Below are 13,978 nucleotides of genomic sequence, written 5' to 3'. Positions count from 1 at the left end.
TACCTCTTATTGGTAAAATTGATGAATGTCATACCGTTCTCCTAAAAGGATGTTTACTTTAGTAATATGGCAAACAATAATCTCCAAATTACTAAATCTTCCGGTGAACAGGTCAAGTTTTCCATCGATAAATTGGAAAGATCCCTTCAGCATTGTGGGGCCAACGAAGAAATGGTACAAGAGGTCGTAAGTAGGGTAGTGGATGAATTGTATCCCGGAATTTCGACCCGGGAAATCCATAATAGAGCATTTGCCCTTCTTAAAAAGAAAAAATCCATTTATGCATCCAAATACAAATTAAAAAAAGCCATTTACGAACTGGGCCCGACCGGATTTCCTTTTGAAAAGTTCATCAGTGGGATTCTATATTATTCAGGATACAAGACACAAGTTGGTGAAATGGTCAACGGTACCTGCGTTGCCCACGAAATAGATGTTTTGGCCATTAAAAATGGTACAATGAACGTAATCGAGTGTAAATTTCATGGAGATGATGGACTAAAATGCAATGTAAAAGTACCATTATATATCAATGCACGATACCAAGACGTAAAAGGTCCCATGGAATCCAACAAAGATAAGAATTATACATCGACCCTTGGTTGGGTTGTGACCAACACAAGATTTACCAAAGATGCCCTTGCTTACGGCAATTGTGTGGGATTGTATTTATTGAGCTGGGACTATCCTCATGGCGATGGACTTAAGGAAAGGATAGATAGGTTGCGGTTATACCCCATTACCGTATCCACATTATTATCGGGTAGGGAAAAACAGTTTTTGCTGGAACGCGGCGTAGTGCTTTGCAGGCAATTGGAAAAAGATAGTTTTTACCTAGACCATCTGGGCGTATCCAATGGCAGAAAACAGCGAATTCTTAAAGAAATGAAATCATTGTGCAATTCGTAAGACGTTATGAATAAACTGGAAATACACTTTTTGGGCGGGTCTGGGACTGTGACGGGATCTAAGTTTTATTTGCACACCGAAGAAATAAAAATTTTGGTGGATTGTGGATTGTTCCAAGGTATTAAGACGCTACGGGAAAAAAATTGGGAACGCTTGCCCATAGATGTTTCCCAGATCGACTATGTTTTGCTCACCCACGGTCACCTGGATCATTGCGGGTATTTGCCTCTTTTGGTAAAACAAGGTTTTCGAGGAAAAATTTTAGGTACCGGACCAAGTCTGGACATTGCTAGGATCATTCTGGAAGACAGTGCCAAAATACAAGAGGAAGAGGCAGAAAGAGCAAATAAAGAGGCATACAGTAAACACGATCCGGCGTTGCCTTTGTACACTGCCGAAGATGCAGCTTTCGCTTTGAAGTTCTTTGAGCAAGTCGACGAAGGCGGGCAAGTTTCATTGTCCGAGCATTGCGATGCCCGATTCCTGTACAATGGACATATTATTGGTTCAACCTATATAGAAATTGATCTATTCGGTAAACGCCTGGTTTTTTCCGGGGATGTGGGCAGGCAGCAAGATGAATTACTGGATGCACCAAAACAACCCGAATGGGCCGATTATCTGTTTGTGGAAAGCACATATGGAGATAGGCTACATCCTACAGAGGATGTTGGGCAGAAGCTGGTAGAGCTGGTCAATGATACCTTGTACAAAAAAGGGACCTTGATTATACCTTCTTTTGCGGTGGAACGATTACAATCGCTCATGTACCAATTGTGGAAACTCTACAAAAAGAACAAGATTCCCAATATCCCCATTTTTGTGGATAGTCCTATGGGCAACAATGTTCTGGAAGTATTTGAACATTACCCTGACTGGCATAAACTTACACCCGTGGAGTACTGGAATATGTGCAACCATATCAATATTGTGAGTTCTTATGCCGAAACCTGGGAAACCATTGACGACCCCAGGGCAAAAATTGTAATTGCCGGTAGCGGTATGGTAACGGGAGGAAGGGTTCTTACCTATATTAAACAATTGGGCGATATGATATCCACCTCGATATTACTTGTTGGGTACCAGGCGGAAGAAACCCGTGGAAGAAAACTTCTCGAAGGAGCGACAGAACTCAAGATCTATGGCAAAACAATACCCATTAAAGCACAGGTACACCACTTGGAAAGCTTATCCGCACATGCGGACCAAGGTGAGTTGGTGAACTGGATGGGCTCCATTAAAAACGTTCCAGAAAAAGTGTTCCTGGTACATGGTGAAAAGTCGGCAATGGAGGTCTACAAGGACAAAATCCAGGAAAGTTTTGGTTGGGATTGCTATATCCCGACCATCCACGAAGTCGTTGAAATTATACTATAAAACTTAAAAGATTACAGTTTAGGGCCATAACTTAAATCCCCAGCATCACCAAGCCCTGGAATAATATAGCCTTTGCTCGTTAAGTGTTCGTCCACCGTAGCGATCCAAAGTTGAGTGTCGCTTGGAAAGACCTTTTCCACTTTGGCAATCCCAGATTTGGAACCAATTACCGATAGAATGTGAATCTGTTTTGGTGTTCCATGACTCTTTAGGGCATTGAGCACATTCTCCAAAGTTTTTCCTGTTGCCAGCATGGGGTCGGTGAGCACCAAAACCTTACCATCCAAAGATGGTGCGGCAAAATATTTTACGATCACTTCAAAATCATCATCATCGTTGGGGTGGTGTCTGTACGCCGAAATAAAGGCATTCTCGGCCCGGTCAAAATAATTTAACATGCCCTGATGTAGGGGCAATCCGGCCCTTAGGACCGAACAAAGCACTAGGTCGTCCTTACATCCAAAGGTTTTTTTGGTGCCCAAAGGCGTTTGTATTTCTCTCGCTTCATAATCCAAGGACCGACTCAATTCATAAGCTAGAACTTCGCCGATTCGTTCAATGTTTCTTCGAAAACGCATGGAATCCTTTTGGATCTCCACATCCCTAATTTCGGAAATAAATGTATTGAGTACCGAATTGGTCTGGTCAAATTGATGTATGATCATTTGAATAGAAATTGTTTCTTTTTTAAAGGTATGGGATGTTCCTAAAATATAAAAATGAAAAACCATAGGTCCACTATGCAAACCAATTGACTGATATAGGTCATTGGAAAGAAGTAAGTTTTTTATAAAAATTTGAAAGAATCTTTTATTCAAATGATTTTTAGGTTGTACCACTAAGATTTTGTGACCATTTATGGAGTTTATCGATTATTATAAGGTTTTGGGGATTGATAAAAAGGCGTCGCCCGAACAAATAAAAAAGGCATATCGCAAATTGGCGAGGAAATATCATCCAGATCTTAACCCGAATGATGCCGAAGCGGAGAAAAACTTTAAACGGGTCAACGAGGCCCATGAGGTACTCTCGGATACCGAAAAAAGGAAAAAGTACGACGAATACGGCAAGGACTGGCAGCACGCCGAAGCGTTTGAAAAAAACAAGCGATCCCGCACCCAATATGCTGGACAAAATGATTTTGAAGGGTATACCTATCGTCGCACAGGAGGGTCGAACCAAGATTTTTCCGATTTTTTCGAGTCCATGTTCGGTGGAGCATCAAGTTTTGGTTCCAAAGGCCAAAAGGTCCATTTTCGTGGCCAAGATTACAATGCCCAGCTCCAATTGTCGTTGATGGATGTGTACACGACACAAAAACAGACCCTTACCGTTAACGGAAAAAATATTCGATTGACCATCCCTGCCGGTATCGAGGACGGACAGACCATTAAAATAAAAGGTCATGGAGGCCCGGGAATCGATGGAGGCCCTGCCGGGGACCTTTATATTACATTTTCCATTGTAAACCATACCGCTTTTAAACGAGATGGAGCAAACCTGTACAAGACGGTTCAAATTCCTTTGGTGAAAGCGGTACTTGGAGGCGATATTCAGGTCGAAACTTTAACGGGTAGGGTTAAATTAAAACTGGCACCGGGGACCGATAATGGCACCAAAGTTAAACTCAAAGGGAAAGGGTTTCCTAAATATAAGAAAGAAGGAGAATTTGGGGACCTCTATTTAACCTATACCGTTAAAATTCCAAAGCACCTTACACAAGAACAGAAAAGCCTCTTCGAATCCTTGGCAAAGACCAATCTAGCATAGCACTGTCATGAAAAAAGAAAACTTTATATCGATCAAAACATTTTGTGAAAACCATGGGGTAGGCGAATCTTTTATCTATTCCATGTACGAATACGAAATTTTGCAGGTCCAACAGGAAAAAGAAGCGGGAATGCTCCACCTGGACGATCTTCCCCTTTTGGAAAAAATGGTGCGTCTGCATCATGACCTCGATATAAACCCGGAAGGGATACAAGCCGTACACCATCTTTTGGGGCAGGTGGAAAGTTTACAGCAAGAGGTCGCCTCACTTAAAAAGAAACTGGACAGATTGGAGTAAAATCCGATCGAGGTTTGGATATGACCTAGATCATTGGAATTAAAATACACGAAACCTATTTTTAGTCGAAATAAAAAAATGGAAATGGTACAGGGTATTGCCGAAAAAGGCAGTATTTGATTTGGTAGCCAATGACATTTTTCGCAAACCATGGATATTATGAAAAAAATACTGGTTCCCGTTGATTTTTCCGAACACTCGGAATATGCTTTGCATGTAGCCGCCATTATTGCCAAACAGCATAATGCAGGCATTGTTTTGCTTCATATGATAGGAATGTCCGATTCGGTTCTGGCCAATTCCGAGATCGCAGAGGAGGCAGAAGCCAAATACTATCTTAATTTGGCAAAGGATAAAATCAAACAATATACAGAAAAAGAATACCTCAAAGGAATATCGCTAGAGGCCATTATCCAAAACTACAAAGACTTTGAGGAGGTAAATAATGTGGCCGAAGAGAAAAATTGTGATTTGGTGGTGATGGGTTCTCACGGTACCAGCGGGATAAGCGAACTTTTTGTTGGGTCCAATACGGAAAAAGTGGTACGTACATCCAATGTTCCGGTAATAGTGATCAAAAAACCACACCAAGATTTTACCATAAAGAAAATGGTCATGGCCACTGATTTTGACAATAAAAGTGTATCTGCTTATATTAAGGCCGATACCTTTGCCAAATTGTTCAATGCTAGTTTAGAAGTGGTCTATGTGAATACCACAGGGGCCAACTTCATTGGATACGACATTGTGGATAAAAGACTGGAAGCCTTTAAAAAAGAGTTGGGCAAGGACGTCAACATTAATTTCTACAGTCACCCAAGTGTAGAACGCGGAATTTTTAAGTATTGTCAGGAAAAGAATGCCGATCTATTGGTAATTCCAACACATGGTAGAAAAGGTCTGGCACATTTTGTTGTGGGCAGTTTGGCCGAAAATGTTTCCAACCATGCGCAAATGCCTGTTATGACGATAAAAATGTGATCAACGGTCAAAAAGCAGCTGTAAACGCCCCAATAAGATCAATTCCGATTTGTTGCTGCCATAAATCGAAGCTGTGATCGCTCTCGAAGTGGACATGGCCAAATTTTTGATCTTTGGGGTAAATAACAGTTCGTGCTCCGTATAAAAAGCTTCGAATTCTTCATAATTTTCCTCGGGGTCTTTTTCATATTCCAATAACCTATCAAAAACGGTGATTATCTGTAGTGCGGCGTCGGCACCAAATTCGTCCTCAATATCATCTACTTCCAACCATTGCTCACGGACCACCTCGTTCAATTTCTCCATTTCGTTCATATGCACACTGTGATCGGCCATGGCCATGGCATAGAATAGTTTCCCCAAATTCTGATATAGTTCGTTGCCCATTTTCGTCCTGTGTGCCATGATCTTCTGTGTTTAAGTGCTCAATTAATAAATATAGTTATCCGTAAAGTTTTTCTACATGATGTAAATCAGTAAATTTATTTACTGATATGGAAGGATTTAAAGAAATAGACGTACTGGATATTTTATCGGAAATCATTTCTGAGGGAATCCTGATTGTGAATGACCAACATAGCATTACGGCTAGCAACCATGCGGCAAATGTAATGTTTGGCTATGGTGAAGGAGAGCTTATCGGCGAACCATTGGATATTTTGATACCCAAAAGCTCCAGAGCCGACCATGGCAAACTTGTTTCTGGTTTTATGCACCATGGAAAGGCCCGGCAGATGGGTAAAGGCTTGGATTTGCTCGGTCGATGTAAAAATGGGGATGAGTTTCCACTGGAAATTAGCCTCAATCCTTTTAAATTGAACAGTAAAAAGTATGTATTGGCCTTGATCATGGATATCACCGAAAAAAAGAAGGCCAAAGAAACCATAGATTATTGGTTTAAAATTTTTGATGAATCCCTAAATGAAATCTATGTTTTTGATCCAGAAACATTGGTTTTTATCAATGTAAACCTCGGGGCTCAAAAAAACTTGGGCTACAGCATGCAAGAGTTGGCACAAATGTCGGTGTTGGATATTAAACCGAGCCTTTCGGAAGCGGTAATGAGACGTTTGGTTTCCCCATTGTTGTCCAAACGCAAACAAAAGGTTGTATTTGAAACAGAACATAAGCGCAAAGACGGATCTACCTATCCTGTTGAGGTACATTTACAGATTTCCTTTATAGGGAAACGAAAAGTATTTGTGGCCATTGTTTTGGATATTACGGAAAGGAAAAATTATACCCAGCAACTGGAGAAGACCGTCGAGGAAAGAACACAACAATTGCAAGAGGCCCTAAAGGCCGAAAAGAAGCTCAATGAACTTAAAACAAAGTTCCTCTCATTGGTGTCGCACGAGTTTAAGACGCCGTTGACCAGCATTCTCACCTCAACATCGTTATTGGCCAAATACACCGAATCCGAACAGCAAAACAAAAGGGACAAACATATTGCCACTATTAAATCAAAAGTAAAGTACTTGGATGGTATCCTAACGGACTTTTTGTCCATAGAACGGTTGGAGCTGGGCAAGGTAAAATATGAGTTGACCACATTCCCCTTGAGCAAGGTGATCAATGAAGTGATCTACGATGCCAATATGCTGCTAAAAGAAGGACAACGAATAAAATACCCGAACAATATCGATGGTATTGTATTGGATTTTGATGAGAAAATGCTTGTTCTGGCCTTATCCAATTTGGTCCATAATGCGATAAAATATTCTCCCGAGGAAACGGATATAGAGCTTAGGGTAACCATGGAGCAGGAACAATTGAATATTGAGGTGGTCGACGAAGGCTTTGGAATACCACCAGAAGACCGACCCTTTATTTTTGATAGGTACTACCGGGCCTCCAATGTACTTACAGTTCAAGGAACCGGAATCGGGTTGAATATTGTGAGGCAACATATGCATAACCTCGATGCGAATGTTACTTTTAAAAGTAACAGGGAAAAAGGATCCACATTTACACTGCACATACCAATTAAAAACAAGGAAAATGAAAAAAATCTTACTGGTTGAGGATGACACCTCGCTAAGGGAGAATGTAGCGGAACTGTTGGAATTGTCCGGTTATACCGTATGTTCGGCATCAAATGGAAAAATAGCCGTTCCAATGGCCATAAAGGAACGTCCCGATCTGGTTCTTTGCGATATCATGATGCCGGAAATGGATGGGTACGAGGTATTGGAGGAATTATCTACAAAGGAATCCACAAGGTATATCCCGTTTATCTTTATATCGGCAAAAACGGAAAGGCAAGATGTAAGAAGGGGTATGAACCTTGGTGCAGATGACTATTTGACCAAGCCGTTCGAAGAGGAGGAGCTATTGGGAGCCATAACCTGCCGACTGGAAAAAGCTGAACAAATGCAAGTCGTCCTATCCAATGAATCCATTAATAAAAATGGGGAGGGTGAAATACGATCTCTGAACGAGCTCAAAAACTTTTTTGACGACCATGGTCAGTTGCTTTCTTATGCCAAGGACGACATTATCTACAATAGAGGAGATCATTCCAATATGGTTTACCTCATATTAAAAGGGGTCATAAAGAGCTGTGCCTTGGACGAAGAGGGCAAGGAGCTGATTACCGCTATATATTCGGAAGACGATTTTTTGGGATTTACATCCCTAACGGACCATTTGCCCTATCAGGAATATGCCATTGCCATTGAAGATGTTGAGTTAGCAGGAATCTCCAAGGAAAAGGTCAAGGCAATTTTGGAAGATAATAAAAGCGTTTCCTTGGAACTGATGGATGTAATCACCGATAATTTGTCCGACATTAAAAAACAATTGCTGCAAATGGCCTATAGTTCGGTAAGAAAAAAAACCGCACAGACCTTATTGCGTTTTTCCCGGGCAATAAACAAGAACAAACGTGGACCATTAAAAATTGCGCGCAGCGATTTGGCCGGAGTGGCAGGCATTGCCACCGAGAGCCTGATCAGAACCCTTTCCGATTTTAAGCATGAAGGACTAATTGCCATAGAAAATAGAAATATTCTTGTGTTGGAACCAGAGGCATTGGAGCAGGTCCACTAAAAAATTACGTCATAAATAGGGCAAGTGATATTTATCATTCCGTTTGTTTTAATCAATAGCAATCTTGCACCATCAATTTATGACAAATGAAGAATATTCTGGTCCCCACGGATTTTTCGGAAAATTCCATTCAGGCATTAAAGTATGCCCAAGTGCTGCTTAGCGGTTTAGAATGTAATTTCTACGTGTTATATGTTGGCACCCTACTGGATACCAAAGCTGATGCAGAATCGCTTCGAGAAAAAACGGACGAGACCAGAAAAAATACTAAAAGGCGACTGAATGATCTGGTACGGGCGGAACGTAAAAAAAGTACTGAGGCCAATCACTTTTTTTTCGCTTTGCACGAGTATGGATTCTTTATTCCGATCATAAAAAAACATCTGGAAGAACAAGATATCCATCTTATTGTAATGGGTACCAAAGGTGTTTCCGGTGTTCGGGAAAAAGTGGTGGGAAGCAATGCCGGCGATGTTATTACCAAAGTGCAGTGCAATACTCTCGTGGTTCCGCAGCATGTTGATTTGTCCAAACCCCGAGAAATAGCTTTCCCTACAGACTTTAATATATTTTATTCCTTAAAGATCTTGCGCCCCATGGTGGAAATGGTTCAGTGCAGCAATGCACAGCTAAGAATCATGAATGCCTTGAAATATGGTGATACCCTAAGTGAAGAGCAACAGAAAAATAAGGAATATCTTATGGACTTTATGGAAGAGACCTTTCCGAAGGTGCACAGTTTTCATACCATTACCAATCAAAAGGTAAAGTCGGCCATACAATGCTTTGCGGAGAGCAGGGAGGTCGATATGATGATCATGGTGGCCAAAAACCTAAATTTTATACAACAGATTCTGTTCGATTCCATAGTGGAGCAAATAAGTTTTCATACCAAAATTCCATTTTACGTAATTCACGAGTAGTGTTTTAATTAAATCGTTCGATTGGTTTTTGTATGTGATACCTAAACCGATAATCCTCAAGTTTTTGTGATAGGTGATGGAAATCATAGTATAGAATAAACTAGCTAAATAGCTTTGTTACGATAAGGGATTTTAAATAATTGAGCTATGTTCAGAGTTGTATTGCCCACCGATTTTTCAGATAATGCATTCCATGCCATTTCCTATGCAGTAAAACTGTTGGAAAAGTCTACTTGTATTTTTTACCTGGTACATGCATATACCCCACCAGTGTACAGGGCCGATTATACTTTGGGCAGCCCGGGCCAATTGGGATTGCCCGATACAGAAAAGTACAAAGCCGAAGAAGCTTTGGAAAAAACAAGGCAAAAAATCAAGGCACAGTTCAATATACCGACCCACACGTATGTAACCCACGCTGCTTTTAATTCGTTGACAGATGAAATCGCAACCATAACCAATAAGGAGAACATCGATTTTGTGGTAATGGGTACACAAGGGGCAACAGGAGCGAAGGAAATTTTATTTGGCTCCAATACGGTGCATGTAATTCAGAGAACTAGTGTTCCAATTCTTGCCATACCCTCGTTTTTTGAGTTTAAACCCCCACACAATATATTGTTTCCAACCGATTTTGAAGTAGATTACGATAAGGCCAATATTGATTTTTTACTCAAACTTTCCAAACTATGGCATGCTAAACTGCATGTTTTACATGTATCATCGCCAAGCGGATTGGATGCCGATCAAGAAAAGAACAAAACCTATTTGCAGGGCATGTTGTTAGAAGAGAATACTGTTTTCTACGATTTACCGGACCAAGAACTGGTAGAAGGCATCAATGGGTTCCAGAACAAGGCCCAGGTCGAACTGTTGGCCATGGTGAAAAACAAACACTCATTTATTGAACGCCTTTTTATAGAACCGATCATTAAAAATATAGGGTTACATGCCAGAGTTCCTTTTTTGGTTCTCCCCTATAACCAATAATTAAATTATGTTACAGATTTTAGTACCCACCGATTTTTCAAACAATTCTTACAATGCGCTGTTCTATGCCGCTAAATTGTTCAAGAACAAGAAAAGTACATTTCATATTGTAAATGTGTGCAGTACCAAGAACGATCCAAAAAAGGAAGAAGCCCAATTGGAATCGGCCCAAGGATTGGATGCATTGGTACATCGGCTGATCAGGGATGTAGGAGAGAATTCGAACCATGACTATAAAAAAATATCGCTATGCTCCGATTTACCCGAGGGGATTGCTGATTATGCCAAAACAAACAAAGTGGACCTTACCGTAATTGGAAACAAGGCACAAGAAGAAGTCAAACATATTCTATTCGGGAACAATGCCATGCAGTTAGTTCGAGAAATAACCCATTGCCCTGTATTGATCGTGCCCTTGGAAATCGATTTTAAAAAGGTGGATAAACTGGCTTTTACATCCAATTATACCTATCCTATTGCAGAAGAAAATAGTAAGGCCATCATTTTTTTCAGTGAATTGATGGATAGTGTTGTTGTGCCAATGCGCATTCAAGAAAACAAAGGGAACGATACTGCCGAAAAGAACAGAACCCAATTTTTAAATGCGATTGCCCATAAAAGTGGAAAAGAGGTCGAGTTGCCCATTTTCGATGGCAAGGTGAACACGATTTTGGAATTTGTAGATCTCTGGAAAATAGATATGCTCTGCATGGTGTACTACCCGCACCACTTCTTTTTGGAGTTTATAGGCAATGGCATCATAAAGGAACTGAATACCAAATTAAAAGTCCCTTTTTTAATTTTGCCCAACCGCCAAAGTTGACGAAAATCATAGCGTAAACTATTGGTTCATAGTAAATTTCAGGAAAATGAGATTACGTATGGACAAAAGGATTTTGTTGCCTACCGATTATTCCAAAAATGCGTTGAACGCCATTAGGTACGCCCTGGAGTTGTATAGAAAAGTACACTGCGACTTTTATATTCTCAATGCGTTCCATATATCCAGCTACACCTTGGATAGCATGAGGGTCCCGGAAACAGGCGAACCGTACTACGAAGCTGCAAAACAAGAAGCGGAAGCAGGTATGGAGCGACTAATGCAAATGGTCAGACTCCATCCACAGAACCATAAGCACGAATTCCATACCATAACGACCTTTAACAGTGTTACCGAGGCGATCAGACATGTTGTGGATAAAAAAGATATCGATATGATCATCATGGGAACCAAAGGTATCACCGAATCCAAGGCTCGGATATTCGGCACCAATACCGTAAATGTAATGGAACGGATCAGGGAGTGCCCCGTAATTGCAGTGCCCAATAATTATATGTTCGAAGAACCAAGGGAAATTGTTTTTCCTACCGATTATAAGTCCCCTTTTAAGAAAAAAGAGATGGCAGATGTAATCGAGTTGGCACAATTGTTCAATGCTACCATCCATGTATTGCACATTGATAAGGACAAAGACTGTAAACTGGACAGGAAAGAGCAGGGCAATAAGGAATTGCTCCAAGAAATTCTGGAAGGGGTAACGCACCGGATGCACTTTGAGCCTGCAGCTAAGATCAGTGATGGGATCAACGCATTTGTCGATAGGCACAAATGTGATATGATCGCCTTTTTGAACAGAAAGCACTTATTTTTTGGAAGCATACTTACCAATCCTTTGGTGAAGAAAATAGGGTACGACCCCAAAGTGCCCATATTGGAACTTAACGATAACTAAAAAATTGTAACTATGAAACAGATAGGAATTTGGTTGGATAAACAAGAAGCCAACGGCGTGGTATTGGAAAATGGGAAGGAAAGTCTTTTTACAGTTCCATCGGAACTCGATTTTTTTAACCCTAGAGGCGGTTCTCGTTCCAAGACCAAATGGGGCCCACAAGACGTGGTGCAGGACAGTAAATACCTGGAAAAGGAAAAGCATCAACTAAGAAACTATTTTGAGAAGATTGCGGAAAAAATTTCCGATGCGGACGAGATAGCCATATTTGGTCCTGCCGAAACACCGGAAAAATTAGTAGGGGCTTTGCGGACGAAACATCCTGGATTGGCCAACAAAATAAAGATGACCAAAACTACGGACAGTATGTCCCAAAACCAGTTTAAAGCGTTGGTAAAACAATCTTTTGGTCTGGACGACCGATATCCTGCGGATAAATAAAAGTGAGCAAAATGATTTAGATCATTTTAAAACTAAGGGCTAAACCCTATTTTCAACGGTAAAATTCAATCGAACTCCAAGATAATGGCATGGGAGAGGAAAATAGAGGTGATGCGAGACGATCTTCAAAACTGGAAATCTTACATTCAGTTTATCGGGGACGAGATGGTGTTTATCCAAAAATTACTTGATTCTTACATTTTTGAACCAAGAACGCCCAACCTGTTTGAACGGTTGGAGAACTTTAAACAGCTTTTCAACGCTTCAAAGCAGCAAAGGGCATCGCTACTGGAATCCATTAAAATACATGGGAATAGACTTGGCGGTATTTTTGAATGTACACAAGAAGAAAGCGATAGTCAATACTACGAAAATCATCTGGACCTGAAAGCAAATGTCACGGGCTATATCAAATCCTATCTTGACCAAAAAAAGGAAGTTTACGAATATGCCGGATCTATACTAAAGAAAAAGAAGCCCTAGTGCTGGCATGATCAAAAGGGGATATCCCTTTGATCTGTGCCGGATTGTTACATGTTCATTAACCATTAAAAAATGTAATTATGTCACTTGTAAAGTTGGATGGAAAACGATTTCCATGGAATGAGAGACTGATTGATTTTTTCAATCGTGATACGTTTTTTGACGATGACTTTTTCAATCTAGAAAAAAACCATCCATCAATGAACGTTAAGGAACACAAAGATGATTTTGAAATTGAATTTGCCGCACCGGGATTCGAAAAAAAAGATTTCAAAATCACTATGAAAGATGATGTATTGGAAGTGTCTGCCCAAAAAAGTAAAGAAGATACCGAGGAGGACGAAAATTTTACCAGGAGGGAGTTCAACTACAATGCGTTTAAAAGAAGTTTACAATTGCCCAATTCCGTCGACCGGACAAAAGATGTGAAGGCAATGTATAAAAATGGCATTCTAAAACTTAATGTCCTAAAAATGGACGAAGCCAAGGATGGTCACAAAAAGGTAATCGAAGTAGTATAAGTTGAAATTGCGGTAGATGGGGCTCTCTCATCTACCGCTAAATGTATGGAAACAATGGAAGCAAAACCTATTAAAAGAAAGTTTAGGGAATGGTTCAGTGCAGATGAGTTGCACCAAGAATCCAAAGAATGGCTCTCCGAATTGCAATTTGCCGCGGACGAGCAACAGTTTTTGAACCATATGGTCAAAGATTATACTTTGGATATTATAGATTCCGATATGTTCAAGACCGTTCAGCCTGTTGTGGAAAACTTGAACAAAATGGAGAAGCAGTTGGTGGAACTCCTCAAGAAAGTACAATTGCACGAAAACCAACTTCAGATCATGGTGGACGATATCAATCAAGAAAAAATGGAGTCCGCCTATTTGGACACACATAACGATCTGGGCATGGAAGTGTCCGATTATATTATAAAATATAGGGAATCCAAGATCAGGATTTTTGATATCGTGTCCGACGTAATCAAGCGCAAAAAACAAAAAAGATTGCTCAATTAACCC

At 40.5% G+C, this 13,978-nt stretch carries 17 protein-coding genes; 15 read left to right on the top strand and 2 right to left on the bottom strand.

The window, feature by feature from the left end:
- Window positions 1-66: 66 nt before the first annotated feature.
- Both ACXAFK_RS10920 and ACXAFK_RS10915 read left to right on the top strand, forming a co-directional pair.
- Window positions 67-909, top strand: a complete 843-nt coding sequence (locus ACXAFK_RS10920; protein WP_474957777.1) for an ATP cone domain-containing protein — start codon at window positions 67-69, stop codon at window positions 907-909.
- Between the two features lie 6 nt (window positions 910-915).
- Window positions 916-2,286, top strand: coding sequence for an MBL fold metallo-hydrolase RNA specificity domain-containing protein (locus ACXAFK_RS10915; RefSeq protein ID WP_474957776.1), 1,371 nt, complete (start codon window positions 916-918; stop codon window positions 2,284-2,286).
- An 11-nt stretch (window positions 2,287-2,297) separates the two neighbouring features.
- On the opposite strand, the gene upp is transcribed toward ACXAFK_RS10915, so the two are convergent.
- Window positions 2,298-2,951 carry a uracil phosphoribosyltransferase gene (upp, locus tag ACXAFK_RS10910; protein WP_224834897.1) on the bottom strand — a complete coding sequence of 218 codons (654 nt, stop codon included), beginning with the start codon at window positions 2,949-2,951 and terminating at the stop codon, window positions 2,298-2,300.
- 193 nt (window positions 2,952-3,144) lie between these two features.
- On the opposite strand from upp, the gene ACXAFK_RS10905 reads away from it, so the two are divergent.
- From ACXAFK_RS10905 to ACXAFK_RS10895, 3 genes are all read left to right on the top strand, one after another.
- Complete coding sequence (locus ACXAFK_RS10905; RefSeq protein ID WP_474957775.1) at window positions 3,145-4,056, top strand: DnaJ C-terminal domain-containing protein; 912 nt, start codon at window positions 3,145-3,147, stop codon at window positions 4,054-4,056.
- 7 nt (window positions 4,057-4,063) lie between these two features.
- Complete coding sequence (locus ACXAFK_RS10900; protein ID WP_252079329.1) at window positions 4,064-4,354, top strand: chaperone modulator CbpM; 291 nt, start codon at window positions 4,064-4,066, stop codon at window positions 4,352-4,354.
- A gap of 159 nt (window positions 4,355-4,513) precedes the next feature.
- The gene (locus ACXAFK_RS10895; RefSeq protein ID WP_474957774.1) at window positions 4,514-5,335 is read left to right on the top strand and encodes a universal stress protein; all 822 of its coding nucleotides are present in this window, start codon (window positions 4,514-4,516) and stop codon (window positions 5,333-5,335) included.
- On the opposite strand, the gene ACXAFK_RS10890 is transcribed toward ACXAFK_RS10895, so the two are convergent.
- Entirely contained in the window at window positions 5,336-5,740 is a 405-nt protein-coding gene (locus ACXAFK_RS10890) for a hypothetical protein (RefSeq protein WP_474957773.1), read from the bottom strand.
- An 89-nt stretch (window positions 5,741-5,829) separates the two neighbouring features.
- Here ACXAFK_RS10890 and ACXAFK_RS10885 point away from each other — a divergent pair, with 89 nt between their 5' ends.
- From ACXAFK_RS10885 to ACXAFK_RS10840, 10 genes are all read left to right on the top strand, one after another.
- The gene (locus ACXAFK_RS10885; protein WP_474957772.1) at window positions 5,830-7,359 is read left to right on the top strand and encodes a sensor histidine kinase; all 1,530 of its coding nucleotides are present in this window, start codon (window positions 5,830-5,832) and stop codon (window positions 7,357-7,359) included.
- Window positions 7,337-8,386: a response regulator gene (locus ACXAFK_RS10880; RefSeq protein ID WP_474957771.1), complete on the top strand. Its 1,050-nt coding sequence runs from the start codon at window positions 7,337-7,339 to the stop codon at window positions 8,384-8,386. The genes ACXAFK_RS10885 and ACXAFK_RS10880 overlap by 23 nt, the downstream gene beginning before the upstream one ends.
- 86 nt (window positions 8,387-8,472) lie before the next feature.
- On the top strand, window positions 8,473-9,309 hold the full coding sequence (locus ACXAFK_RS10875) for a universal stress protein (protein ID WP_474957770.1): 837 nt from the start codon (window positions 8,473-8,475) through the stop codon (window positions 9,307-9,309).
- A gap of 147 nt (window positions 9,310-9,456) precedes the next feature.
- Window positions 9,457-10,299: a universal stress protein gene (locus ACXAFK_RS10870; RefSeq protein ID WP_474957769.1), complete on the top strand. Its 843-nt coding sequence runs from the start codon at window positions 9,457-9,459 to the stop codon at window positions 10,297-10,299.
- Between the two features lie 7 nt (window positions 10,300-10,306).
- Window positions 10,307-11,122, top strand: a complete 816-nt coding sequence (locus ACXAFK_RS10865) for a universal stress protein (RefSeq protein ID WP_474957768.1) — start codon at window positions 10,307-10,309, stop codon at window positions 11,120-11,122.
- A gap of 58 nt (window positions 11,123-11,180) precedes the next feature.
- The gene (locus ACXAFK_RS10860; RefSeq protein ID WP_474957767.1) at window positions 11,181-12,032 is read left to right on the top strand and encodes a universal stress protein; all 852 of its coding nucleotides are present in this window, start codon (window positions 11,181-11,183) and stop codon (window positions 12,030-12,032) included.
- Window positions 12,033-12,044: 12 nt separating this feature from the next.
- Window positions 12,045-12,473, top strand: a complete 429-nt coding sequence (locus ACXAFK_RS10855) for a hypothetical protein (protein WP_474957766.1) — start codon at window positions 12,045-12,047, stop codon at window positions 12,471-12,473.
- A gap of 84 nt (window positions 12,474-12,557) precedes the next feature.
- Complete coding sequence (locus ACXAFK_RS10850; protein WP_224834885.1) at window positions 12,558-12,956, top strand: hypothetical protein; 399 nt, start codon at window positions 12,558-12,560, stop codon at window positions 12,954-12,956.
- An 80-nt stretch (window positions 12,957-13,036) separates the two neighbouring features.
- Complete coding sequence (locus ACXAFK_RS10845) at window positions 13,037-13,477, top strand: Hsp20/alpha crystallin family protein (protein ID WP_293295551.1); 441 nt, start codon at window positions 13,037-13,039, stop codon at window positions 13,475-13,477.
- 45 nt (window positions 13,478-13,522) lie between these two features.
- Window positions 13,523-13,975 (top strand): hypothetical protein, encoded by a 453-nt coding sequence (locus tag ACXAFK_RS10840; protein ID WP_474957765.1) that lies wholly within the window; start codon window positions 13,523-13,525, stop codon window positions 13,973-13,975.
- Window positions 13,976-13,978 lie beyond the last annotated feature (3 nt).

The organism is Flagellimonas sp. ABD4_174 (assembly GCF_056160185.1).
Note: the sequence above shows the minus strand (reverse complement) of the source record. Positions and strands in the feature narration are given on the sequence as shown.

Bases quoted from the DNA above. Each gene is read 5' to 3' on its own strand.
- ACXAFK_RS10895 (WP_474957774.1), top strand. From the start codon at position 4,514: ATGAAAAAAATACTGGTTCCCGTTGATTTTTCCGAACACTCGGAATAT.
- ACXAFK_RS10915 (WP_474957776.1), top strand. From the start codon at position 916: ATGAATAAACTGGAAATACACTTTTTGGGCGGGTCTGGGACTGTGACG.
- ACXAFK_RS10885 (WP_474957772.1), top strand. From the start codon at position 5,830: ATGGAAGGATTTAAAGAAATAGACGTACTGGATATTTTATCGGAAATC.
- ACXAFK_RS10860 (WP_474957767.1), top strand. From the start codon at position 11,181: ATGGACAAAAGGATTTTGTTGCCTACCGATTATTCCAAAAATGCGTTG.
- ACXAFK_RS10920 (WP_474957777.1), top strand. From the start codon at position 67: ATGGCAAACAATAATCTCCAAATTACTAAATCTTCCGGTGAACAGGTC.
- ACXAFK_RS10850 (WP_224834885.1), top strand. From the start codon at position 12,558: ATGGCATGGGAGAGGAAAATAGAGGTGATGCGAGACGATCTTCAAAAC.
- upp (WP_224834897.1), bottom strand. From the start codon at position 2,951: ATGATCATACATCAATTTGACCAGACCAATTCGGTACTCAATACATTT.
- ACXAFK_RS10855 (WP_474957766.1), top strand. From the start codon at position 12,045: ATGAAACAGATAGGAATTTGGTTGGATAAACAAGAAGCCAACGGCGTG.
- ACXAFK_RS10890 (WP_474957773.1), bottom strand. From the start codon at position 5,740: ATGGCACACAGGACGAAAATGGGCAACGAACTATATCAGAATTTGGGG.
- ACXAFK_RS10845 (WP_293295551.1), top strand. From the start codon at position 13,037: ATGTCACTTGTAAAGTTGGATGGAAAACGATTTCCATGGAATGAGAGA.
- ACXAFK_RS10880 (WP_474957771.1), top strand. From the start codon at position 7,337: ATGAAAAAAATCTTACTGGTTGAGGATGACACCTCGCTAAGGGAGAAT.
- ACXAFK_RS10900 (WP_252079329.1), top strand. From the start codon at position 4,064: ATGAAAAAAGAAAACTTTATATCGATCAAAACATTTTGTGAAAACCAT.
- ACXAFK_RS10865 (WP_474957768.1), top strand. From the start codon at position 10,307: ATGTTACAGATTTTAGTACCCACCGATTTTTCAAACAATTCTTACAAT.
- ACXAFK_RS10875 (WP_474957770.1), top strand. From the start codon at position 8,473: ATGAAGAATATTCTGGTCCCCACGGATTTTTCGGAAAATTCCATTCAG.
- ACXAFK_RS10870 (WP_474957769.1), top strand. From the start codon at position 9,457: ATGTTCAGAGTTGTATTGCCCACCGATTTTTCAGATAATGCATTCCAT.
- ACXAFK_RS10840 (WP_474957765.1), top strand. From the start codon at position 13,523: ATGGAAACAATGGAAGCAAAACCTATTAAAAGAAAGTTTAGGGAATGG.
- ACXAFK_RS10905 (WP_474957775.1), top strand. From the start codon at position 3,145: ATGGAGTTTATCGATTATTATAAGGTTTTGGGGATTGATAAAAAGGCG.